This is a genomic window from Candidatus Methanoplasma cognatum (genome assembly GCA_009777615.1).
In the GTDB taxonomy this organism is placed as follows: Archaea; Thermoplasmatota; Thermoplasmata; order Methanomassiliicoccales; family Methanomethylophilaceae; genus Methanoplasma; species Methanoplasma cognatum.
The window spans coordinates 88,391-110,375 of the sequence record WRLM01000003.1; the positions used below are offsets into that span (position 1 = coordinate 88,391).

At 51.7% G+C, this 21,985-nt stretch carries 22 protein-coding genes and 1 tRNA gene; 16 read left to right on the forward strand and 7 right to left on the reverse strand.

Annotated elements, in window-relative coordinates; translation table 11 throughout:
• Positions 1-27: 27 nt before the first annotated feature.
• The 9 genes from purB (at position 28) to FWG96_04785 (ending at position 8,097) form a co-directional block, all read left to right on the forward strand.
• Entirely contained in the window at positions 28-1,395 is a 1,368-nt protein-coding gene (gene purB, locus FWG96_04745; protein ID MCL2032556.1) for an adenylosuccinate lyase, read from the forward strand.
• Positions 1,396-1,397: 2 nt separating this feature from the next.
• A complete protein-coding gene (locus tag FWG96_04750; protein ID MCL2032557.1) occupies positions 1,398-1,583 on the forward strand; it encodes a hypothetical protein in 186 nt (61 codons plus the stop codon).
• A gap of 192 nt (positions 1,584-1,775) precedes the next feature.
• Positions 1,776-2,192, forward strand: coding sequence for a C-GCAxxG-C-C family protein (locus FWG96_04755; GenBank protein ID MCL2032558.1), 417 nt, complete (start codon positions 1,776-1,778; stop codon positions 2,190-2,192).
• A gap of 118 nt (positions 2,193-2,310) precedes the next feature.
• A tRNA-Ala gene (locus FWG96_04760) sits at positions 2,311-2,384 on the forward strand.
• A gap of 104 nt (positions 2,385-2,488) precedes the next feature.
• On the forward strand, positions 2,489-4,180 hold the full coding sequence (locus tag FWG96_04765) for an ankyrin repeat domain-containing protein (GenBank protein ID MCL2032559.1): 1,692 nt from the start codon (positions 2,489-2,491) through the stop codon (positions 4,178-4,180).
• 127 nt (positions 4,181-4,307) lie between these two features.
• On the forward strand, positions 4,308-4,760 hold the full coding sequence (locus FWG96_04770; protein ID MCL2032560.1) for an NfeD family protein: 453 nt from the start codon (positions 4,308-4,310) through the stop codon (positions 4,758-4,760).
• A gap of 52 nt (positions 4,761-4,812) precedes the next feature.
• On the forward strand, positions 4,813-5,892 hold the full coding sequence (locus FWG96_04775) for an SPFH domain-containing protein (GenBank protein MCL2032561.1): 1,080 nt from the start codon (positions 4,813-4,815) through the stop codon (positions 5,890-5,892).
• 96 nt (positions 5,893-5,988) lie between these two features.
• Entirely contained in the window at positions 5,989-7,218 is a 1,230-nt protein-coding gene (locus FWG96_04780) for an OFA family MFS transporter (protein ID MCL2032562.1), read from the forward strand.
• A 156-nt stretch (positions 7,219-7,374) separates the two neighbouring features.
• A complete protein-coding gene (locus tag FWG96_04785) occupies positions 7,375-8,097 on the forward strand; it encodes a hypothetical protein (protein MCL2032563.1) in 723 nt (240 codons plus the stop codon).
• Positions 8,098-8,241: 144 nt separating this feature from the next.
• Here FWG96_04785 and FWG96_04790 read toward each other — a convergent pair whose 3' ends face one another.
• The 3 genes from FWG96_04790 to cobB form a co-directional block, all read right to left on the reverse strand.
• Positions 8,242-9,639, reverse strand: a complete 1,398-nt coding sequence (locus FWG96_04790; GenBank protein ID MCL2032564.1) for a methanol--corrinoid methyltransferase — start codon at positions 9,637-9,639, stop codon at positions 8,242-8,244.
• Between the two features lie 2 nt (positions 9,640-9,641).
• Complete coding sequence (locus FWG96_04795) at positions 9,642-10,424, reverse strand: cobalamin-dependent protein (protein ID MCL2032565.1); 783 nt, start codon at positions 10,422-10,424, stop codon at positions 9,642-9,644.
• 264 nt (positions 10,425-10,688) lie between these two features.
• Positions 10,689-12,047, reverse strand: coding sequence for a hydrogenobyrinic acid a,c-diamide synthase (glutamine-hydrolyzing) (gene cobB, locus FWG96_04800; GenBank protein MCL2032566.1), 1,359 nt, complete (start codon positions 12,045-12,047; stop codon positions 10,689-10,691).
• 113 nt (positions 12,048-12,160) lie between these two features.
• Between cobB and FWG96_04805 the strand changes: the two genes are divergently transcribed.
• Genes FWG96_04805 through FWG96_04815 form a run of 3 tightly spaced genes read left to right on the forward strand, consistent with a single transcriptional unit; the run spans position 12,161 to position 14,999 of the window.
• The gene (locus tag FWG96_04805; protein ID MCL2032567.1) at positions 12,161-12,748 is read left to right on the forward strand and encodes a GTPase; all 588 of its coding nucleotides are present in this window, start codon (positions 12,161-12,163) and stop codon (positions 12,746-12,748) included.
• Complete coding sequence (locus FWG96_04810) at positions 12,745-13,386, forward strand: hydrogenase nickel incorporation protein HypA (protein ID MCL2032568.1); 642 nt, start codon at positions 12,745-12,747, stop codon at positions 13,384-13,386. The genes FWG96_04805 and FWG96_04810 overlap by 4 nt, the downstream gene beginning before the upstream one ends.
• Complete coding sequence (locus FWG96_04815; protein ID MCL2032569.1) at positions 13,383-14,999, forward strand: methylamine methyltransferase corrinoid protein reductive activase; 1,617 nt, start codon at positions 13,383-13,385, stop codon at positions 14,997-14,999. The genes FWG96_04810 and FWG96_04815 overlap by 4 nt, the downstream gene beginning before the upstream one ends.
• Before the next feature lie 30 nt (positions 15,000-15,029).
• Here the strand turns inward: FWG96_04815 and FWG96_04820 are convergent, their stop codons facing one another.
• Genes FWG96_04820 through FWG96_04830 form a run of 3 tightly spaced genes read right to left on the reverse strand, consistent with a single transcriptional unit; the run spans position 15,030 to position 17,819 of the window.
• On the reverse strand, positions 15,030-15,845 hold the full coding sequence (locus tag FWG96_04820; protein MCL2032570.1) for an ABC transporter ATP-binding protein: 816 nt from the start codon (positions 15,843-15,845) through the stop codon (positions 15,030-15,032).
• Entirely contained in the window at positions 15,842-16,660 is an 819-nt protein-coding gene (locus tag FWG96_04825; GenBank protein MCL2032571.1) for an ABC transporter permease, read from the reverse strand. Before FWG96_04825 ends, FWG96_04820 begins: the two co-directional genes overlap by 4 nt.
• 4 nt (positions 16,661-16,664) lie before the next feature.
• Positions 16,665-17,819: an ABC transporter substrate-binding protein gene (locus FWG96_04830; GenBank protein MCL2032572.1), complete on the reverse strand. Its 1,155-nt coding sequence runs from the start codon at positions 17,817-17,819 to the stop codon at positions 16,665-16,667.
• A gap of 147 nt (positions 17,820-17,966) precedes the next feature.
• Between FWG96_04830 and FWG96_04835 the strand changes: the two genes are divergently transcribed.
• The 3 genes from FWG96_04835 to FWG96_04845 are packed head-to-tail and all read left to right on the forward strand — an operon-like array spanning position 17,967 to position 19,472.
• The gene (locus FWG96_04835) at positions 17,967-18,686 is read left to right on the forward strand and encodes an alpha/beta hydrolase (protein ID MCL2032573.1); all 720 of its coding nucleotides are present in this window, start codon (positions 17,967-17,969) and stop codon (positions 18,684-18,686) included.
• Entirely contained in the window at positions 18,658-18,891 is a 234-nt protein-coding gene (locus FWG96_04840) for a hypothetical protein (protein ID MCL2032574.1), read from the forward strand. The genes FWG96_04835 and FWG96_04840 overlap by 29 nt, the downstream gene beginning before the upstream one ends.
• Positions 18,892-18,893: 2 nt before the next feature.
• Complete coding sequence (locus FWG96_04845; protein ID MCL2032575.1) at positions 18,894-19,472, forward strand: DNA-3-methyladenine glycosylase I; 579 nt, start codon at positions 18,894-18,896, stop codon at positions 19,470-19,472.
• Between the two features lie 99 nt (positions 19,473-19,571).
• Here the strand turns inward: FWG96_04845 and FWG96_04850 are convergent, their stop codons facing one another.
• A complete protein-coding gene (locus FWG96_04850; protein ID MCL2032576.1) occupies positions 19,572-20,054 on the reverse strand; it encodes a pyridoxamine 5'-phosphate oxidase family protein in 483 nt (160 codons plus the stop codon).
• Between the two features lie 280 nt (positions 20,055-20,334).
• On the opposite strand from FWG96_04850, the gene FWG96_04855 reads away from it, so the two are divergent.
• Positions 20,335-21,747, forward strand: a complete 1,413-nt coding sequence (locus tag FWG96_04855; protein ID MCL2032577.1) for an ATP-binding protein — start codon at positions 20,335-20,337, stop codon at positions 21,745-21,747.
• Positions 21,748-21,985 lie beyond the last annotated feature (238 nt).

Consider the following 21,985-nt stretch of genomic DNA (forward strand, 5'->3'; position numbering starts at 1 on the left):
GTTATTCAATCCGACATCCGATATCAAATGGATGGCTCTATTTGTCCCCTTGATTACAGGTACGGTCGCATCGAGATGAGAGGCGTCTTCTCCGAAGAAGGCCGCATCTTATATCAGATGAAAGTCGAAGCAGCTCTCGCAAAAGCGCATGCGGCAATGGGAACCATCGGTAAAGACGAGGCAGATGAGATCGCAAGGGTCGCATCGCTGGACGTCGTCAATATAGGCCGTATCAAAGAGATCGAAAGTGAGACCGGCCATGATGTCATGGCGTTGATCAGAGCGATGACCGAACAATGTAAAGGTGACGCGGGGAAATATGTGCATCTCGGCGCGACATCAAACGACATTGTCGATACTGCCTCCGCCCTTCAGATAAAGGATGCGCTGGAGATCATCCAGGACGACATGGACGAACTGCTGTATACGTTTGCGAGGATAGCTAAAAAAGAGAGGGATACGCTGGAGATCGGAAGAACGCACGCGCAGTTCGCGATCCCCATCACCTTCGGCTTCAAGATAGCGGGATACATCGCAGAGATGATCAGGCACAAGGAGAGACTCTTCGAGATCGCGCCCCGCGCCTGCGCCGGCAAGATGGCCGGAGCCGTGGGCACCGGCGCAGCCTTCGGCAAGAACTTCAATACGATCCAGATACTTGTGATGCGGGACCTTTGTCTTACATACGAACCGGCTGCGACGCAGGTGGTAGGCCGCGACAGATATACCGAACTTATCTGTCTTTTAGCAAACATAGCGACCTCTCTCGAAAGGTACAGCACAGAAGTTAGGAACCTTCAGAGGTCCGAGATAGGGGAGGCATCGGAGCCGTTCGACGCGGAGAAGCAGGTAGGAAGCTCGACAATGGCTCAAAAGAGGAATCCTATAGGCTCGGAGAACGTCACCGGGCTGGCAAGGATCGTCAGAGGGTTCGTCATACCCACTTTTGAGAACCAGGTGCTTTGGCACGAAAGAGATCTTTCGAACTCGGCCGCGGAGAGATTCACTATACCTCACACGTTCATACTTCTGGACGAGATGCTCCTGAAGATGAACAAGATCTTCTCAGGACTGGAGGTGCACGCCGATAAGATGCTGGAGAACATCGAATCATCCAAAGGTCTCATCATGGCCGAACCGGTGATGATGATGCTTACAACGAAGGGCGTCGGCAGGCAGGATGCGCACGAGATGGTAAGGGAGGCGTCAGTGGCCGCCGTCGAAGGGGGCGTCAGCCTAAAGGAGGCTCTTCTGGAAAGGGCGGACGTCAGGGAAGTGGTCTCGGAAGAAGAGATCGCTTCGGCGATGGATCCGGCTAACTACACGGGCGACGCGAAGGAGATCGTGGACAAAATGGTCTCAGCGGCGGAAGAACTGCTCGGCAGGAAGGTGTGAACATGGTATCAGAGAGAAAGAAAACCAACATGAAATACGGCGCTATCATCGGCGCCGCCGTCGGCGTAGCGATATTTGCATTGACATACACCCTGAATCCCAGCTGGGCATATCTTATGTTCATACCCTTGGCGGCGGCCATGGGCTGGGGCATACAATATGTGAAAGACGAGAATATCGACGATTGATGCGGGCGTTCGGTTCGGGATCTGACATAACACTGCAATGAAAGATGCAGAGGCCCGCAGACGGCTTGCCAAATCATTCATTGAAAGATTTTATAAGACACGGATGCGGTGTCTTTAATGACGCCTGAGATCTGTTCGGAGGGAACATTTTGTGAACGCAGGCGGGCAGCATAATGTCAGGAGGTAACGGGAATGAGCGATAACGTCGAGAAAGCATCCGAGCTCTTTGGAAACGGGATGTACTGCTCCCAGGCGATATTGGGTGCTTTTTGTGAGAGATACGGGATGGATAAGGAAACCGCCTTCAAGATCGCGTGCGGATTGAACAGCGGATCCAGATGCGCCGAGATCTGCGGAGCGGTCTCCGGAGCGATAATGGTCATAGGCTTAAAATACGGTAACTCGAAGGACACATGCAACCTGAGAACGGAAGAGTTCATTGAGAGATTCAGAGAAAAGCACGGCGAAGTAACCTGCCGCGGCCTTCTGGGATGTGATATTTTCACACCCGAGGGAAGAGCTAAAGCCATTGATGAGGATCTTTTCGGGACTGTGTGCAGAGGTGCTGTCATCAGTGCGGCACAGGTACTCAGCGACCTCGGGTACTGAACGTCCTGCCGCCCTGACGGTTTAGCGGGCATACGCAGGAGGCTTTCGTTCCCTTCATTGCTCCTCTGTCCTGTGTGAAAGATTTATATCTATTGCGACAATGAGCATGTACCCATATGGGCAGGTAAATCAGCCCGGTAGATTGCTACCTTCGCAAGGTAGAGGCCGCGAGTTCGAATCTCGCCCTGTCCACTCTTACTCTCACTTTGTAACAAAGGAAAAGTAAAGATATTGTTCTCGACATCTTACCATTCGCAGAGAAGATAATATGAGCTTTAGCACGAACATATTGAACGGTGAGGTGCAGACCCGATGTCATTTCATGTCAGGAGACAAGCACCTCTGGCGGACCGGAGTGTGAGAAGGTGGACCAATACAGCATCCAGAGGATATACCGAGACAAAGGATATGATGCGGCATTGCCGGCATATGTCCAGGCGATCGAGGAGGTCAGAGGCAACGAGGCCAGAATGAATGCGCTTGCCTTCTTTGCGTCGGACTGCGCACACGCCAAAGCGCTGAAGCTGCTGTTCGACGCGGGGGTGTCCCCCATGGTGACCGAGAACTACGGATACACATTGCTCCATCGTCTCGCCATACGCAAAGAAGGGCGCTTCGAAGACATACCGCCCGGTGCGGTCGCGGAGACGACGGCATTCCTGCTTGACAATAAGGTCAGCGCCCTGAAAAGGGATGAGAACGAGGGAATGACATGCTATCACTTTGCGGCGCGCAGAGGGATCGCCGAGATGGTCGAAAAACTGGCGGAACGTGGTGTCAAGCTCAACTTATCAGACAGGAACGGAAACACGGGCCTGCACCTCGCCTGCCAGTACGTAAGAAGCGCCATAGGCAGGATAGATTCGGAGAAGAAAAGGCTCGATCGTGTTTTGAAAGAATGCGAGGAGACGACAAAGCGTATGAAAGAGTCCGGCGCGTCCGACGAGAAGATATATGATCATCTGAGAAGCAGTGAGTTCACCGACCCCGATAGGGCGCAGAGGGAATACGACAATGCAGTGCGGCTTGTGGAAGACTATTTCCGCACGGTCAAGGCCTTCGCGGACGGCGGCGTGGATAAAGACCATAAGAACAACTACGGCATATCGGCGCTGGATGTCGCCGTCCAAAGCGACGCTAAAAAGATCGCGGCTTATCTATCCGGCACATTGTCTGATGACGGCGACGATTCGGCCATAGCGGCCGGCGGCATGACTCTGCACCAGGCCGCCCAGAAGGGCGACGAGGAAGCGATCAGAGCCATAGCGGCGGCGGGTGCAGACCTTAATGGTCTGAAAGACGGGAGAGAGGACCAGTTCGGAGGGTGTACTCCTTTGGCGATAGCTATCGCTTTTCTCAAAGATAAAGCGGTCGACGCGTTGCTCTCATGCGGGGCCGACCCCGTGTACAAGGACGGGAAGGGCCGGACGGCGCTGTACTATCTGCCTCATCCCGACCTTGCGTCATCGCTTAATGACAGCGTTTACAAGGAGAAATGCGTTTCCAATATACTCAAAGCCGTTATCGGCGCCGGGCATGACCTTGACCGATCAGCGGATGACGAGGGGAACACCGTGCTGATACTGGCCTGCAAAGCTCCTATGGGCGTTGAGTTCAGGGGCTACAACATGAAACGCGAGGTCCTTAACGAAGTGCTGAAGCATGATTTCGACGTGAACAAAGCCAACAGATTCGGCGAGACCGCATTGATGCACGCAAGCTCCAGGGATTTCAAGATCATGGAGAACATACAGACGTATCTTCTTGAGAGAGGAGCCGACGTATCCGCGGCCGATAAGAACGGCGACACTGCGCTGCATTATGCCTCGCGCTACTTTGACAAATCGGCTGCGCGTACCTTCTGCGACATGCTCCTTGAGTTCGGCGCGGACCCGAACGCCGTGAACAACTCAAGGAAAACGGCTTTGGATCTTGCTGTCGAGCGGAACAACGAACCCCTCGCCAAACTGCTTCTGAGCAGGATGTAAGGAGGCGGCGGCCTCGGCGGTTCGGTGACATAATATCAAGTACATGCAGTACGCCGACGGCCCGTAAGCCAAGCAGAGCTAAAATTTTTCAACAATTTTTATAGCCTTATAATACATACCCCTCCGTATGGATGCAACAACGATAGCAATAATCCTTATGATAGCCGGCCTGATTCTGCTGATAATAGAGGCTCTGACGCCGGGATTCTTTGCAGTTGTACCTGGAGCGGTCCTTGTCGTGGTGGGCGTACTGGGCTACTTCGTCGGCGGTTTCTTCGACACATGGTATCTCCTCGTTGCATCGGTCATCATCGTCACAGTAGTGGTAACGGTGGGCACCATAAAATTATACCAGATGCTGGCCAGGCCCGAACCTCCTACCACGACCGTCGTCGATTCTCTGATAGGGCGGGAAGGAGTGGTGATGACCGACGTAAAGCCGGGAAACCTCAAAGGCAAGGTCAGGATAGGTTCCGACAGCTGGAGTGCGACGTCTGACAACGTGATCAAAACCGGGGCAGAGGTCGTTGTGTACGCCGCGGAAGGCGTTCATGTGAAAGTCAGGCAAAAAGACCTCTGAGCCGATAACTTATTTTTTATATTCTTCTCTCTATATCCCATTGGTGATAATAATGGAAGATTGGTTCTATGGATTGGTTATAGTTATTGCCGCAGCCCTCATTGCCATAATGATGAGCGGAGTGAAGATCGTTCAGCCGTATGAGCAGGGAGTGTACATGAGGCTCGGGAAGTTCATAAGGATCCTCAATCAGGGATTGAACTTCGTTACTCCTTTGATCAACGTTGTAGTGAAGATCGATCTGCGTACCCAAGTGTTGGACGTTCCGAGGCAGGAGGTCATTACCAAAGACAACTCCCCGGTGGGCGTTGATGCCATCGTCTATATCAAAGTCACGGATCCCCGCAATGCGTTTTTTGAGATTGTGGATTACAGGTTCGCTACAATGAATCTCGCGCAGACCACGCTGAGGTCGATCGTCGGAGAGATGGAGCTGGATGAGATCCTTTCTAACAGAGAAAAGATCAACACGCAGCTCAGGGACATACTCGACGAGAACACCGACAAGTGGGGAGTTAAGGTAGAGAGCGTGGAGATAAGAGAGGTAGACCCGGCAAGAAAGGTCAAGGACTCAATGGAGGAGCAGACGTCCGCCGAGAGGAGAAGACGTGCGGCCATCCTTCAGGCCGATGGTCTCAAGAGGGCCGCCATTCTGGAAGCTGAAGGCAAGAAGAAGTCAAGGATACTGGAGGCCGAAGGCCTGCAGCAGTCCATGGTGCTTGAAGCGGAAGGCAAGAAGGTTGCTTTGATACTCGAAAGCCAGGGAGAGGCTCAAAAACTGAGGATAATGTCCGTAGGTGCAGCCGCGCTGGATTCCAAGGCACTTTCAGTGCTTTCCATGGAAACGCTGAAGGTCGTCGGCCAAGGCGAGTCGTCCAAGATATTCTTCCCCATGGAGGTCACAAGGCTCATGGAAGGTATATCTGAATACGTAGGCAGTGCGGTGAACGTGCCGGATAGGCCCGTATCCACGATGAAGGACATGGAAAAGGTGTTCGGTGACGTGGATGACATCCTCGGCCCCATACCGAAAGAATCGGAGATCAGAGACAGGATCGCAAAGGCCGACAGGATAGCCACGGCAGAGCTTGCAGAGACCGCCGATATAACAAACACTATTCCAAAAGGCTGAAAAGCCTTCTTTAATTTTTTCATTAATGTATATTATTGTGCATTAATGTACAAATATTCATATATTATTTGCCCATGTGTCTTTTCGGAAAGGCTCATGGAAGATAAAGGTCATATTGAAATCAACAAAAAAAGATACATAGTACTACTCGCCGGTATAGCGATACAATTCTGTGCCGGAACGCTTTACATGTGGAGCATATACAACGCGCCAGTTGCGGAACTCCTGTTCGGCGGCGACAGGAACGCATCGGCTCTGACCGCAACGTTCATGCTTGTGGCATTCGTAGCCGGCATTCTTATCGGCGGACGCATAATGGATAAGATAGGGCCTAAAAAGATGGCCGTGATCGGAAGCCTGATAATGTCTTCAGGGATACTAGCATCGTCACTGGTGAACTCGGACCACTCATATCTGATCTACCTGACATACGGAATAATAGGCGGGTTCGGGGTGGGCACTGTCTACACCTGTACGGTATCCCCTATACAGAAGTGGTTCTTCGACAGACGCGGCTTCGCTACCGGCCTGATGGTCGGAGCGTTCGGGTTCTCTTTAGTGATATTCGGACCTTTGGCCGATAAGGTCCTCCTGCCAAGCTTAGGCGTGTCCTCCACATTCCTTGTATTTGGTGCCGCTTTCCTGCTTATCTGTGTCCCCGCGTCACTTTTGATCGGGAACCCTCCGGATGGTTACGTCATACCGAAAGCGCCTTCCGCCTGCAGCCAGAAGCAATACACTACAAAAGAAATGCTGAAAACCAGATCATTCTACCTGATAACTCTCTCCCTCTTCTTTATCCTGTCCGCGTTCTTTGTACTGAACCCGCTGTTCAAAGACCTCGGAACCGAAAGAGGCCTCGGCGACCTTGCGGTCATGACAGTTATGATAGTGGGAGTATGCAGCGCGTCAGGAAGGATAGCGATCACCTGGATATCCGACAACATAGGAAGGATGTCCGGCTTGCTCCTGATATTCGCGCTTACCTTAGCCGGCGTCACGCTTGTGATATTTGCTGAGAATCTCCTGTACGTTGCGTGCATGGGTCTGATCGCTTTTGGTTTCGGCGGTGCGGCCGGGATATACGCCACGGTGACATCCGATAACTTCGGCACAAAGAACATGGGTAGCAACTATGGTCTTGTAATGCTTGGTTTCGGTGCGTCGGCGCTGGTAGCTCAGGTGTTGTCAAAAACGCTTGTTTCAGACGGCGACTACACTCTGGTCTTCATAGCGTGTGCGATAACAAGCATAGCGTCTCTTGTGTGCATACTGCTGCTGAGAGCGTTCTCTGATACGAAGAACAGCACGGATATACTGGCTTGAATCAAACGGTTTTTAGTTTTGTTAAAAGGGGCTCCCGCCCTTTCTTTTTTGACATGTTGCAGAAACCCGGATAAACAGAACAAATCAACTGTTTGCGGTAAGCAAGGATTTATGTCTGAATCATATACTGAAAACAAAGAAACCAGGCGGCACATCTTGGAGCAGTATCCGGCGGCGGAAACAATGAGTCTGAACAACGAGATCACCATTTTATCGAAGCGCGAGGGGGTGAACATAATTGGTTTCGCCGACCTGCGGTGTCTGTCAAAGGAAGTGCGTCAAAATTTTGATTTTGGGATCGTGTTCGCTTTATCATATACAAAAGAGGCCATGTCTGAAAATAAGGGCGGGTCGCCGCAAAGATACCATGCGGAGCTGAGATCCATAAATAAACGCCTGCCGGAACTTGCCGCCATGATCGCGGATCTTTTGATCGGAAGGGGATACAAAGCCTGTATCCGGGTCTCCTCAACAGTCGTGGCGGACGAAGATCACCGCACGAACCTGCCCCACAAGACAGTAGGTACACTGGCGGGGATCGGCTGGATCGGTAAATGCGCATTGTTCGTCACGGAGGAGGTCGGTTCGGCATTGCGGCTGGGTGTCGTACTGACGAGCGCCGAGCTTGAATGCGGAACGCCTGTAACGAAGTCCCGCTGCGGTACGGACTGCGCATGCTGTGCCGACGCATGCCCCGGGAAAGCTGTCCTGGGCGGATCGTGGATGACCGGCACAGACAGAGATGAGTTCTTTAATGCCCGTGCCTGCTATTCCGCCGGACATGCCCGCGCAAGGGCGACGCTGGGTATCGACGAGACCGTCTGCGGGCTGTGCATATCAAGCTGTCCCTTCACAAAACGCGGGCTCGGTTACGAATAAGAACGGCGGCGTCTTTGCGGGAAAGCGCAGAAGCCGTATCTCCTATTGTACAGCAGATCGAAGGATACCCGCAGGTAATGCAGAGAATATAATAAAAAAAGGGAATTTGGAAAAAGTTTAAACTCATCAAGAGTAACCGCAGGCTTAGAGGCCGTAGTTCTTCTTGGTGTAGTTCGGAACGTCGGCGTACTTCTTGTCGCAGTACTCGAAGAACTTGGCTTCCTCAGCGGGGAGTGCCTCGAAGTCTTTTATGATGACGTCGATGGTCTCTTTCTGCTTTACGGTGAGCGGAAGTTCTTTGCTCTCGAATCCGGCCTTTACGAGCTTGGCTGCGGTAAGTCCTGCTGCCTTTGCGCGGAGGTAGATGTTGTTACCCTCTTTCGCAATTGCCTCTCCGACCTTGTAGGCGTTGTCGAAGGCGAGCATGTAGCCCTCGGGGCCTCTTGTGCGGTCGGTGATCATGTACAGGTCCCTCAGGGTCTTCTCGTTTCCGGTTGCGATAGCGCAGTTCATCAGGGCCACTTCGTAGCCGAGTGATCCGAGCCAGCACTGGACTGACGATCCACCGAATTCGGGGTGGTACTCAACGGACTCGTTCGACCAAACGTCGCAGATCTGAGCCATCAGGTTGCCCTGCAGGTCAGCGTGTGCGCACTGGCAGTTCTTTCCCTCTTGGGCTGCAGGCCTTCCGGTGATGGTCTTTATTATGGGTCCCTCGTATCCGCAGTCCTTGTCGGGTCCGGATGCGCCGCACTCCATTGCAACCATTGTCCTGGCCGCCGATATTGCCCTTGTTACGGTCGAGAAGGTCTTCTGGACATCCTGGTCGAGCATGCCGCCGGCCATGAACATCGATGTGTTCGCACCGGAACAGTTGGTGTCTCCGCCGCAAACCACTTTGTTCTTCTTCGCGGTGTTGACGAACTCAGACCATACGAACTCCATGTCGATGGAGCCGAGGTATCCTACACCATAAAGGAACGCTACTGCGTCTCCGGTCGTGACTGCGTGGTCAGCGAGCTCTTTTCCGCCCATCGTCTCGCATGAGATGAGGTCGGCTCCGTTCTCGCAAGCAACGTCGCAGCATCCGAAGAGTGCCTCAGGGTAGAGGTGTTTTCCCTTCGCGCCGGGGCGGAGTCCTTCCTCTGCCTCACGCTGGTCAGGCAGGGTCTGCCTTACTGCAGTGCAGATGCCGTACTCCTCGTTGAACTTCCTGGTGATCTCGCGCTGTCCCTCGACAACGGGGGCCGCGAATTTGGGGTTACCCATCTGGGAAATCCACTCTGTCTCGAGCTGCAGGTCCGGGAATCCGAGCGTGATGGCTCTGTTCAGTGCGTCTTTCGAGATGTAGTCAACGTACTCTTTCTTCAGTCTTGCCGGGTCTTTCTCAGATCCGGGCCTCGGTCCGTAGTTGAGCTCGGGTATTACCCTTCCGGCGCCCACTTTTATTCCGCATCCGTAGGATACGGGGGATTTCGCGGTTCCGAATACAACCTCATCAGCACTCGAGTATGCCATTTTTGTGAATCTTGTTGCTGCCATGTTTACACACCTCCAACGATGTCGTCCCAGTTTGCCCTGATCTTTCTCCAGTCGTAGCCGGCTTTGACTTTGTCGGCTATCGGCGGGGTCTGCGGGGCTTTCTCAGAGTATATTCCGAGGTCGAATGACTCGGAGAAGTCTCTGTTCACTGCGCCGCCTGCGGACATGAAGGGCAGGTTTATTCCCTTCGCGACGAGCTGCTCAGCAGCCCTGGGGAACGCTGTCATCGTCGTCGTCATGAGTGCCGTTCCAGTAACCATCATGGGTTTGGATTTGATTACCTCTGCGACCACGTCTTTCACATCGACGTCCTTGCCCATGTCGATAACTGAGTATCCGGACGAGGTCAGCATGACCTTGGCGATGTTCTTTCCGATGTCGTGGGGGTCTCCCTCTGCAACATGCATGACAACCAGTCCTTTCGTCTCCCTTCCGCCTTTGATCTGTTTCTCGGCGATTGCGATTCCGATCTCCATGGTCTTTGCGGCCATCATGATCTCGGGGAGATAGTAGATGTGGTCTGCATACAGCTTTGCAACAACTTCCATTCCGATTACAAGTCCGTCGTTTATGATGACGAGCGGGTCTTTTGTTTTCAGCGCCTCAGTGGTGGCAGGGCCTACGTCCTTGAATTTCATCCAAACAACGGTCTCTGCGACCTTTTTAAGCACCGGATCCTTAGGCAGCATCTTGGCGGCGATAGCTTCCGGGGAAGCCTCGTTCTGTGCTTTGATGTCATACCTTGTGAGGATCTTTGCATAGTCTACTCCTTTGTGACTAACCATAAGTTTTTCCTCCTTGTTTATGTGTTAGCCGATTTCTCGACCGACACTAATGGTAGAATAAGTCGAACACTATATAACCTGTATCAAGGATGGATGTTATATCCATTCGATATAAATGGTAACACAATGCTTATATACTGTGAACGAAAAAAGTAGATATGTCGCGCCTTGAGAAAGCTATATTGTTCTACGTATTTCGTAAAAAATGTTTGTTTTTTTGAGGTAAAGTTGACATCCGGCCAAGGTCGAAACGTAATTATGATCTCATCTTCTGAAGTAATCGTAACAGCTGTCAACAAATCTCCCCGGGATTTTCGGGTTGGATGCGAAATGGATGTGCGTATACCCTGCGATGGTGTTTCCTGCCATCATACCGTCTTTGCCATCCTCGATCCCGTTCCCCCTTGTAAGGTCGAATGCATATTCCCTGTGCCCGGCAGGAGAGATGGCCGAATAGTGGAACTCATGCCCTCTGACGGTCCACCCCTTTTCACATAGGATAGTGTCGGCATTGGAGGTCATTTCCACATACCCCAGCGATCTTCTTCTGTCGTTCATTTTGGATTCCGCTTCCAGAACCCCGCACATCTCATGTCTTCCGCCTTCCGTTAGGCATATGTGCTTGGAGAGGTACATCAGACCGCCGCACTCAGCGTATATCGGCATGCCGTCCTCTGATGCCTTTTTCACGGCTGACCTCACCTTCTCGTTCTTTTCTAACTTTTCGGAGAATATCTCCGGGTAGCCTCCGCCGAAGTACAGGCCGCTGACGTCGGGGAGGTCGCCGTCGATAGGAGAGAAGGGCACTATCTCGGCGCCGGCCTCGATCATAGCTTCTATATTATGAATATAATAGAAGTTAAAGGCGCGGTCCTTCGCCACACCTATGCGCACCTTGCTCTTTTTCTTGGAGGGAGGATCATATTTTCTTGTGAAGGAGGGGGCGGTTCCCGCTATCTCCACAAGTCTGTCGATGTCCACGCAGCTTTCCACATGCTCCATTATTTTTTCATACTTACCGCGGTCATAGTTCTCCGCGGCGGGGATAAGACCGAGATGTCTGCTTTCCAATGCCATGCATTCATCCCTGAGCACTCCTCCGAGGCAGGGTATGTCTTTGAGCGAACGTTCCAATATCCTCAGGTGTTTCTCGCTTCCCACTCTGTTGAAGATCACTCCCGCTAAATTTACGTCCGCATCATATTCTTTGAAGCCGAGAGCTATCGCGCCGGCGCTTCTGGCCATTGACTTTGCGTCGATCACGAGGATGACGGGGGCCTTGACTATCTTTGACAGATGGGCGGTCGAGCCTTCTTCGCTTGTGCCGTCTATGCCGTCGTACAGCCCCATGACCCCCTCTATTACAGATATTCCCGACCCTTCCGAACCTTTTACGAAAAGTCTTTCGGCCTCGTCTTTGAACATCCAGGTGTCCAGGTTCCTGCATTCTTTACCGAGGACCATTGTGTGGTGCATGGGGTCAAGATAATCCGGGCCGGTCTTGAAGGATTGAGGGTTCAGCCCTCTTTTCTTCAGAGCCATCAGCAACCCCATGGTTATAGTTGATTTCCCAGCTCCGCTGTGGGTGCCTGCAATTACGATCCTGGGGACACCGCACGACATAATGGATATATGCTCCAACTTGTATTTTAAAGATACACCGCGCGCCGAAATAGGGACGTTCAAAAATTCCATTGAAAGACTAATATATCATCCTGACTGTTCCCCTTAATCATATGTATGTTTACATTTTAGGCGGATTCCTCGGAAGCGGGAAAACGACGCTTTTGATGAAGCTAGCTTCAATGTACAGTAAGAAGGGCGCTAAAGTAGCCATATTAGTGAACGAATCCGGCGAGATCGGAGTCGACGGCGCCACTCTGAAAGCGGAGGGCTACGACGCCATAGAGCTGCCGGACGGATGCATATGCTGTTCCCTTTCCGGCACGCTGCAGACCGCCCTAAAAAACATAAAAAGAGATATTGACCCTGACATAATAATAATAGAGCCCACGGGGCTAGCGCTGCCTCATAAAGTAAAGGATCTGGTCCATATTTCAATGATCAATCCCGACGAAATGTACATCATCGGAATAGCAGACATACAAAGGTTCGACGATCTGATCAAGAAAAAGGAGGAATTCTTCAAAAGACAGATGTTCGCCGCGGACTTCATCCTGATCAACAAAAGCGACCTCGCCACGCCTGAGAAGATGGAATCGGCCATCAAATGGCTGAAGGGTGAGTATCCGGATAAGCCGATGATCCCTGTGTCCACCAAAACGGGGGAGAATATGGACAAGGTCTACGAGATGATGCAATGAGCGAACATAAACACGACAAGGACTGCCACTGCCGCGAGTGTGAGGACGAGAAAGCGGATACGGAAAGGACGTCGATCGAGGAAGCGGGCGGCGTCGCCGTCGGCCTGAAAGGACACATACACGGTTTCAACGCGGATGCCGCTGCCCGCATGTCCAACGCGCTGCTTGCCACAGGTAAATGGGTGGAGAAAGAGTCCGGCTCCCTGCTTGGGCACATAAAGGCCGCCGTCTACAACTCAGAAGGAAGGGGGATAACTTTCAACCTGACGGATGTGGGCAACGGGGTCGAACAGCACGGCACGCTGCCCCCCCAGAAAGAGGTCAACTTCAACTTCATGTCCGCCGTACTTGACGTGGACCCCCATGAATTGGAACACGCAATGATGGATGCCCTTGAGGATACCGGTCTGGACTACCACCTGGAGGGGCAAAGCTGCGATCATGAGCACCATCATCACGAACACGGCCACGATCACGGTCATCACCATGATCATGGTCATGAACATCACGATCATCATCACCATGATGAGAAGGATGAGGTCTGCCACTGCGAAGCATGTGAGGACCGCAGAAAGGAAGAGGCCGAAAGGGCCGAAAAAGGCTCTTTCTGGGATAAAATAAGGAGGAGGAAAAAATGAGATACGGTATATCGCTGGACATGGGTACCAGCGGAACCAGGGCGCACAGCGTGGACCTTTCCGACGGGAAGATACTATCCACGTCTGTAACGGAATGCCACCCGCTGCCGGGTGCCAACATAATGGACCACCTGACATTCTGCATCAACATAGGAACGGATATCGCACACAGGATCGTCATGGACACTGTCAACAAAGTGATAAAGACCCTCGACGTCGACCTGAAGAAGGTCGAAAGAGTCTCAATCTGCGGGAACCCCATACAGCTTTCGCTGTTCCAGGGCATAGGCGTGGAGGACCTTGCTTTTGCGGGAGAGAACGCCCACAAAGCGAGAGGCATCAAGGTCCTCGACAGGAACGCCGGAGTGTTCTCCGCCGTGGATGTGGGCCTTGACGTGCCCGACGGCTGCGAGCTGTGCGTTCCGCCCTCTATCAGACACGAGATCGGCGCGGACGCGCTTGCCATGATGTACAAGAGCGGATTCCTGGAGCAGAAGGATAACTGTCTCGTCACAGACTACGGAACGAATGCGGAGATGGCACTGAAGGTCGGCGATGACATATACACAGGTTCCGCCGCCGCCGGACCTGCGATGGAAGGACAGTCCATAAAATACGGTATGCTTGCCGGCCCTGGGGCCATCAGCGATCTGGAATATGACACCCAGTGGAGATGCCTCGTGCTTGATGAGAACATAATGCCGCAGCCGGGGGACATGGTCGACTTCAACCTGAACATGGTCACCTCCGAGGGGCCGATGCACGGCAAGGCGAAAGGTATCACCGGGACCGGCGTCGTCGCCGCTGTCGCAGCGGCTTTGGGAGGCGGCCTCTGGAAAAGAGGAAAGCTCACCACCGACGGCGAGAAAATGGTCTTCCAGGACGGAGTATACATCGACTCGCACGACATCTCTGAGGCTTGCAAGGCCATCGGCGCCATGAGGGCGGGACACTTCACGCTCCTTGAGAAAGCCGGGATAAAGTTCGACGAGATGCAGACCATGTATATGGCGGGCGCATCGGGAACGTATGTGGATGCCGTCAAGGCCAGGGAGGTGGGCCTCCTGCCCCCGTCCTGCAACAAGATATACCAGTACGGCAACACGTCCCTCGCGATGGCTACGGACATCCTCAGGAACCCGGAGCTCCTTGACGAGCTTCAGGGGATAGCGGACGGCATCAGGGCGAACCACGTGATGTTCGCGTCCGACCCGATATTCGAGCAGATCTATGTTATGGAACTCGCATACTGGGATGAGGGGATGAGCATGGATATGTACAACACATACAACGAGATGATGGACATACAGCCTCTGCCTAAGGTCAAAGGTGTGCCTGAGGTCTTCCGCATGGTGGCCCGTGACATACCGGATCTGGGTGCCGGCGGCCTCCGCATAATCCATGACATAGGCACCGAGCTGAAGGCGCACATGCCGGGATGTACCGGATGCAAGAAGTGTGAGAAAGAGTGTCCGGAGAGGGCTCTTACCGTCACCGATGACAAGCAGATCGTTGTTAAAACAAAGAACTGCCTGGGAACTGCGTGTTACAGATGCCAGTTCTCATGTCCGGAAAAAGTGTATAAGTACGACCTTCTGAAACTCGACAGCTGAAACTATCATAGAGGGGGCGACCCCTCTTTTTTAATCGTTCATAACGTTCTCTTTTTCCAGCTCGGTCAGTATCTTTTTCCGGAGGGCGGTGAATTCCAGACATGCGCGGTCCCTGGGGCGCGGCCAGGGGATGTCTATGATCTCCTTTATGCTCGCGGGACGTTTCGTAAGCACCACTATCCTGTCGGAGAGGAACACCGCCTCATCGACAGAATGAGTGACAAAAATTATCGTTTGGTCTGTCTTTTCAAGGATATTAAGGAGCTGCACCTGCATAATGTTCCTGGTCTGGGCATCCAAAGCGCCGAACGGTTCGTCCATGAGGATCACATCAGGATGTCCCACCAGCGCTCTGGCGATGCCCACGCGCTGTTTCATACCTCCGGAAAGTTCGTGGACACGGGCGTCGATGAACTTCTCCAGGCCTGCGAGTTTGATGTACTTCTCCGCCCTCTCTCTTCGCTCTTCTTTAGGAACACCGGCTACTTCAAGACCGAACTCCACATTCTTCCTCACCGACCTCCAGGGGAACAGCGCAAAGTCCTGGAACACCATCCCTCTGTCCGCTCCGGGGGCGGTACACGGCCTTCCGCTTATCCGTATCTCTCCCGATGTGGGCTGTATGAGGCCGGCTATAAGCCTGAGGATCGTGGTCTTGCCGCATCCCGACGGTCCGACAAGGGTTATCAGCTCTCCTTTTTTGATATCGAGAGAAAAGTCCTCCAGGGCGACTGTTTCCACTTCATCCCTTTTGAAAACCTTCCTCAGGCCGCTGATAACAATATGGGTATCCGGAGGTGCTGCGTATTCCTGCGGTGTTTGTTCCGTTCCTTGTTCGTCATTCATACTTCTATCCCCATCCTCTTTGACAGCAACCTGTGGATATAATCCGCTACGCCTATCGTCAGCAGCCCCAATACCGCGATTATCACCAGCGCGGCGTAGGCGCCCGGCCAGTATCCCGCTGCCGCTTGCTCGGCAAGATAGAATCCTATGCCTCCGAGAGGCGTAGCGTATAACTCCGCCGCGACGATACACATCCACCCGATCCCCAGCCCGACCTTGACGCCGTTCATGACATACGGGACGGCGGAAGGCATCATCACTTTGTAGAATACTTGTATCTGCGATGCGCCCAGCGTCTTGGATGCATCTATCCAGTTGGGATCTATTTTTCTCACCCCGAAGATGACGTTTGTCAAAAGCGGGAAGAAGATACCGACAAACACCACTAAAACGGGCCCGATCGAATAACCTAACGAAAGCATGAATATCGGAGCCCATGCTATGGGGGCTATCGGCCTGAGTATCTCGATGACGGGGCTTGCAAAATCCCTCAGGACCTTGGAGTAGCCGAGGATCAGCCCCAATGGCACCGCCACAGCAAACGCCAGAAGGAATCCCTTGATGAAAGTGGACAAACTGGACGATATGTATCCTCCTAAACTTATTTTGGTCATCCTGTCACCGTTCAGATACAGATCGACCAAAGCATTCCAAGTTTCCAAAGGGGTTGGGATGGCGGTGCTTTTTGTGATTACTGAGATCGCCCACCATGTAAAAATGAAAATGGACAACGAGATAACAGCTATCAGTACGGTCCTTGCGAACCTATGATACTTGTTATTCTCGTCGTATTTTATTCCTAAGATCTGACTCATCGCATTAAGCCTTCACGAGTTCTCCGTTTATAACAGTTATCGTAATGGGCGGCGCTCCCAGCAGACCGAACGATGCCTCGCCGTTCTGTATGGCTGTCGCGACCCCCGGCCCGTTCGTTGCGGGAGAGAACGAGACATTGAGCCCGTAGTCTTCAAAGAACCCGAGTTCCTTTGCCACATGGACTGCTATCTGGTGTATGTCTCCGGCAATGACGGCCACTTTCAGGCTCGCGGATCCCTCAAAGGTCTCTCCGCTTGCCAATAACTGAAGCGCTTTTCCGAGGAAGCTTTCATCTATGAACTTGTCTGCGAACTCATCGCCGTTTTCAAACCCAAGGTTCTTGAGTGTTTTGTTTGTGGCGCCCAGTTCGACCAAGTTCTCTGCTAAGGATGGAATCTCGTTTTTCAGATATGCGAGGGGCGTGCCGCTGTTCTCGCCATAGGTGTACGTAACGGTCTCCATAGCTTCTTTTATCTCATCCTCTGTGAAATTCGGACCAGCTACATCCTTCGCAATGCTGACCAGCCGAGCATAGTCCTCGCTCGTTTTGTTGTTGAGCGCACCGTTTACCCAATTGACGGCCTTGACATATGCGGCCAAGAACCTGACGGTCTCATTCTCATGAGTAGAGGTGTATCCGTGGAACCCGGCAATGACACAGCAAGCGTGTCCTGGGAACAGGTCGTTGGTAAGCGCCAGTTCTTTAAACCTTGTTGTTCCGTCGTCTACTATCTTCTGATACTGGGGCTGCCACAGCGAACCTCCGTCGATGACATCGTTTCCGAGGGCCAGCCCTGCGTTGGATATGTTTGAGATGAAATACACAGTATTAGGGGCAGAATTATTTCCCCCCACGGTATACGCCGCGAAGCTCATGCCCATGCCTTCTACGATCGTGAGAAGCTGTACATGCTGTATCGTTGATATTCCGGGCGTTCCGAACACCTTCCCTTCCCAGCCCGACGGTATCGGTTGGCTGCTGGCGTCGAACATATCGCCTACATTATACTTTTTATCAATATAAATGCCGGAACCTTCTGTGTTGACTCCGGCAATGATATTGATCTCTTTGTCTTTGTCTTGGAGGAAGAAGTACACTCCGACCCCTGCTACAACAAGGACTGCTATGATTATTACTGCTATGATTTTGGTATTCAAACAACCACGTCCAGGCAAAAAATGTCTACATGATATTTAACCATATTAGGATATTTTATCCTTATTGTGATAAAAATTTCTATGTGCTGTCATTGAATGGGCCCCGTCGCGACAAGGCCCTTGGTTCGGCGGCCCCGCGCAAAGAATATGAACCTAAGAACAATAGAAGGGCGCATGAAGGCCCTTGCCAACGGCGTCACGATATATTACGAAACAGAGGGTGACGGCCCGCCAGTAATACTGCTGCACGGCAACGGCGAAGACCACAGGATATTCGACCGCCTTACGGAAAAACTGAAAAAGGACCGCAAAGTGTTCCTGGTCGACACACGCGGGCACGGGCAAAGTGAAAAAGTTGATTCATTCCACTATTCGGATATGGAGGAGGATGTCGCCGCGTTCATTCGGGAACTCGATATAGTGAGGCCGATCCTTTACGGGTTCAGCGACGGAGGGATCGTCGGGCTGATGCTTGCGGCAAAATATCCGGGGATGCTGTCCGGTCTCATCGCCAGCGGCGTGAACCTTACTCCCCGGGACCTTAAGACGTCTTTCCGCCTGATGATACGTCTGCAGAACCTTTTCAAAAGGGATCCTTTGCTGAAACTTATGCTGGAAGAACCCAACATAACAGATAAGGAACTGGAAAGAATAGACGTGCCCGTCCTGATCACCGTGGCGGAAAAGGATATTGTCCCCGTCTCTCATGCCGAACATGTCGCCGGCAGGATACGGGACAGCCGCCTGATAGTCGTCCCGAAAGAGGATCATGCCAGCTACGTAGTACATTCGGATAAACTGTTCCCGCTGATATCGGATTTCATAGAGAGGCCGGAAAATGATCGAGCCGAACGAAATAAAAGCTAAAGCGGAAAGGCTCAAAGAACAAAACCTTGACTGCAAGCCCGATGTCTGCGCCGGGTTCCCATACACAGACCGCCCCGGTAGGCTGTCAAGTTTGTACGGCGTTATCGAACACGCAGATGTGTGTACCGTTGTCTTTGAAATACTCGAACGGCTTAAAGCGATCTACAGGTTTCGGACGGGATATGACTTTTCAAAAGGAGAATAAAAATGAGCGAAAGATTCAGATGTTTCGGAAACACGCCGCAGTATGCGGATTATCACGACAAAGAATGGGGGCGGCCCGTGCATGACGACAATAAACTGTTTGAAATGCTGATCTTAGAAGGTGCGCAGGCGGGGCTTTCATGGGAAACTGTATTGAAAAAGAGAGAGGCATACAGAGAAGCCTTCGACGGGTTTGACCCTTATAAGGTCGCTCTATACGGCGATGCGAAAATTGCAGAACTTATGACGAATGCGGGCATTATCAGAAACCGTTCGAAGATCAACGCCGCAGTGATCAACGCCAAGCTGTTCCTCGAGATTATCGCCAAGCACGGGAGTTTTGACAAGTTCATATGGGCTTATGTTGACAACAAGCCTATTGTCGGCCATTGGGAAAAATTTGAGGATATGCCGTTAACCACGCCCATATCTGACAAGATAAGCAAGGATCTGAAGAAAATGGGATTCAAATTCGTAGGTTCGACTATCATTTATTCGTTCATGCAGTCTGTCGGCATGGTAAACGATCATCTTAAGCCATGTTTTGTTTACAAAGAGATACAGAACGGACCGCTTGAATAATGCCATCGAATGTTACACATTAGATGTGGCGATCGGGTGAAAGGTCACCGTTGCCCGCTCATATAATATGGTGGTGAGGGGCGATACGAAGCCGAAAGCTTACGTGCCCGGCCTCGGTTTCTTCTTTCCTGTGAAATCAGCCGAGACTATCTTGTATACGCAGACGGTCTCGGCCTGTTCCGCAGTGAAGACCGCATCCTTACCCGACTGATGCCTGAACATAAAGGACAGTGCTTCACATTTTTCTTCCGCATTCTCAATGAAGGCCACCCTCCCGTTCCCGATGATGCTTGAGAAATAATAACCGGAATTGCAAGGTGCATCCGCAAAAAGAGGCTCCCCTTCGTTCGACATTTCGAAGCAGACCATGTTGTTCTTTTTGAGAATCTCGATCTTCCTTCCTTCATATGCGCTGTGGAAGAACAATTCCAATACGTTATCGTTCACGAACCTGTAGCCGAAGCTTAACGGCACCACATAAGGCAGACTGCCGTCCACCATGGCCACATGACATGTCTTGCAAAGGAGTAGGATCTTCTCCAACTCCTCCCTGTCCTTTATTTCTCTGTCCTTCCTTCTCATTTCATCACTTTCTGACAACAAAGCGGCCATATCGGCATACCTGATGCGGTACACCTCAAAGGCCCCTTGTTCGTTTATCTTTCTTTCGGCTTTGATAAGTCGCGGCACACTTCAGAGAGGACACATTTAACGGGGTAATTTTGCGAACTAACTCCTTTACCTCTGCCGCGCGTCTTTTTTCGAATATGCTTTCACATAGAAAAACATAAACAATAAATAATTCATTTACAATTAAGTCAATCGTGATTGAGTAAATCATGAATAAGGAGTGGTGGCCAGTATGGAAAGATTCTTCGACGGGGGCAGAATACACGAATTAAAATCGCTTGAAGAGCTGTATAAACGCGACGAGTTCACCTTCGCCGTCGTGTACGGAAGGCGCCGGGTCGGGAAAACAAGTCTCATTAACGAATTCATAACTCGGGGGGATAAAAAAGCGATAAGGTTCACCGCCACAGAAGATACTAATTTAGTAAATCTAGAGAACTTTTCGCAAAGCGTGTTCTCCGCATATCCGGAGATGTCCTTTCTGGGAACTTTCCGTTCCTGGGAAACCGCATTTGATTTTATCGTTGGTCAGGCCAAAAGTGAGAAGCTGATAATCTTCATTGACGAATACCCATACTTGGCAAAGGCATATCCGCCGATATCCTCTCAGCTTCAGAGATACATAGACCTTGTTCTTCTGAAGACAGAAATGATGCTCATCCTCTGCGGCTCGTCCATGTCATTCATGGAATATCAGGTGCTCGGCTATCAGAGTCCCCTGTACGGGCGGAGAACGGCGCAGTACCGCATAAAGCCGCTTGACTACTATGACGGTGCGGAATTCTTCTGCGATGCCAGTTTGGAAGATAAACTCCTCGGATATGCCGTGACTAACGGTATTCCGAAGTACCTTAACGTCATATCCGAAGCAAAAACAGTTAAGGCGGGCATTGCCCGAGCATTCTTTACCAAGGACGGATTCCTTTATGAGGAGCCGCACAACCTGCTTAAGCAGGAACTGCGTGAGCCGGCAGTTTATAATGCCATAATCGCGGCAATCGCGAACGGCGCGACAAAATTGAGCGTCATTGCCGGAAAAGTGGGCGAAAAAGACAGCAAGGTCGCCACCTACATTAAGAATCTCATCGATCTCGGAATACTTAGCAGAGAAGTGTCAACGCTCGCCCGGAACGACAGGAACGGCATATATACTGTGAAGGACAGCATGTATAGGTTCTGGTATCGTTTCGTACCTAAGGCAGTGACACTAATAGAGTGTGAATTCGGAGACATATACACAACGAAAGTGGAGCCGTTCATACCGGACTTCATGGGGCCCGCCTTCGAAGATATCTGTAAACAATACCTGCTGCGCCTCGGCCGCGTAAACAAGGCGCCGTTCCCGTTCGACAGGATTGGTAAATGGTGGGGCGGCAACCCGGTAACGAAGAAAGAGACGGAGATAGATATCGTCGCAACATCCACTACGGAGAACGACATCATCATCGGCGAATGCAAATGGCAGAACAGGGAAACCGGCGTGGATATCTACAAAGAACTGAGGGGGAAGGCGGCCCTGTTCGCGGACCGCGATATCCACTATTACATATTCTCAAGATCAGGATTCACGGCGGGGTTAAAAAAAGAGGCGGAGAAAGAAGACAGGCTGACGCTGGTCAGCCTTGAGGATCTATTCAGGATCTGACGGGCGAGTCGGTATGCATAGGTGCAGGAGAGGGGGTTTCGTTGCAATTTTCCGACTGGCAAAACCAGAAAATGCTGTAGGCCCTATCGTAATTACTCATTATGATCTTGTTTTTACCCAATCGTGGATTCGTCAACTCGATGATTTTTTAATCGAATAAGGAGGCCCCATTGCTGGGACCCCCTTATTCAACTGCACTGCTGTCGAGGCCAGGATTCTGGGGCAAAGAGATAAAGAA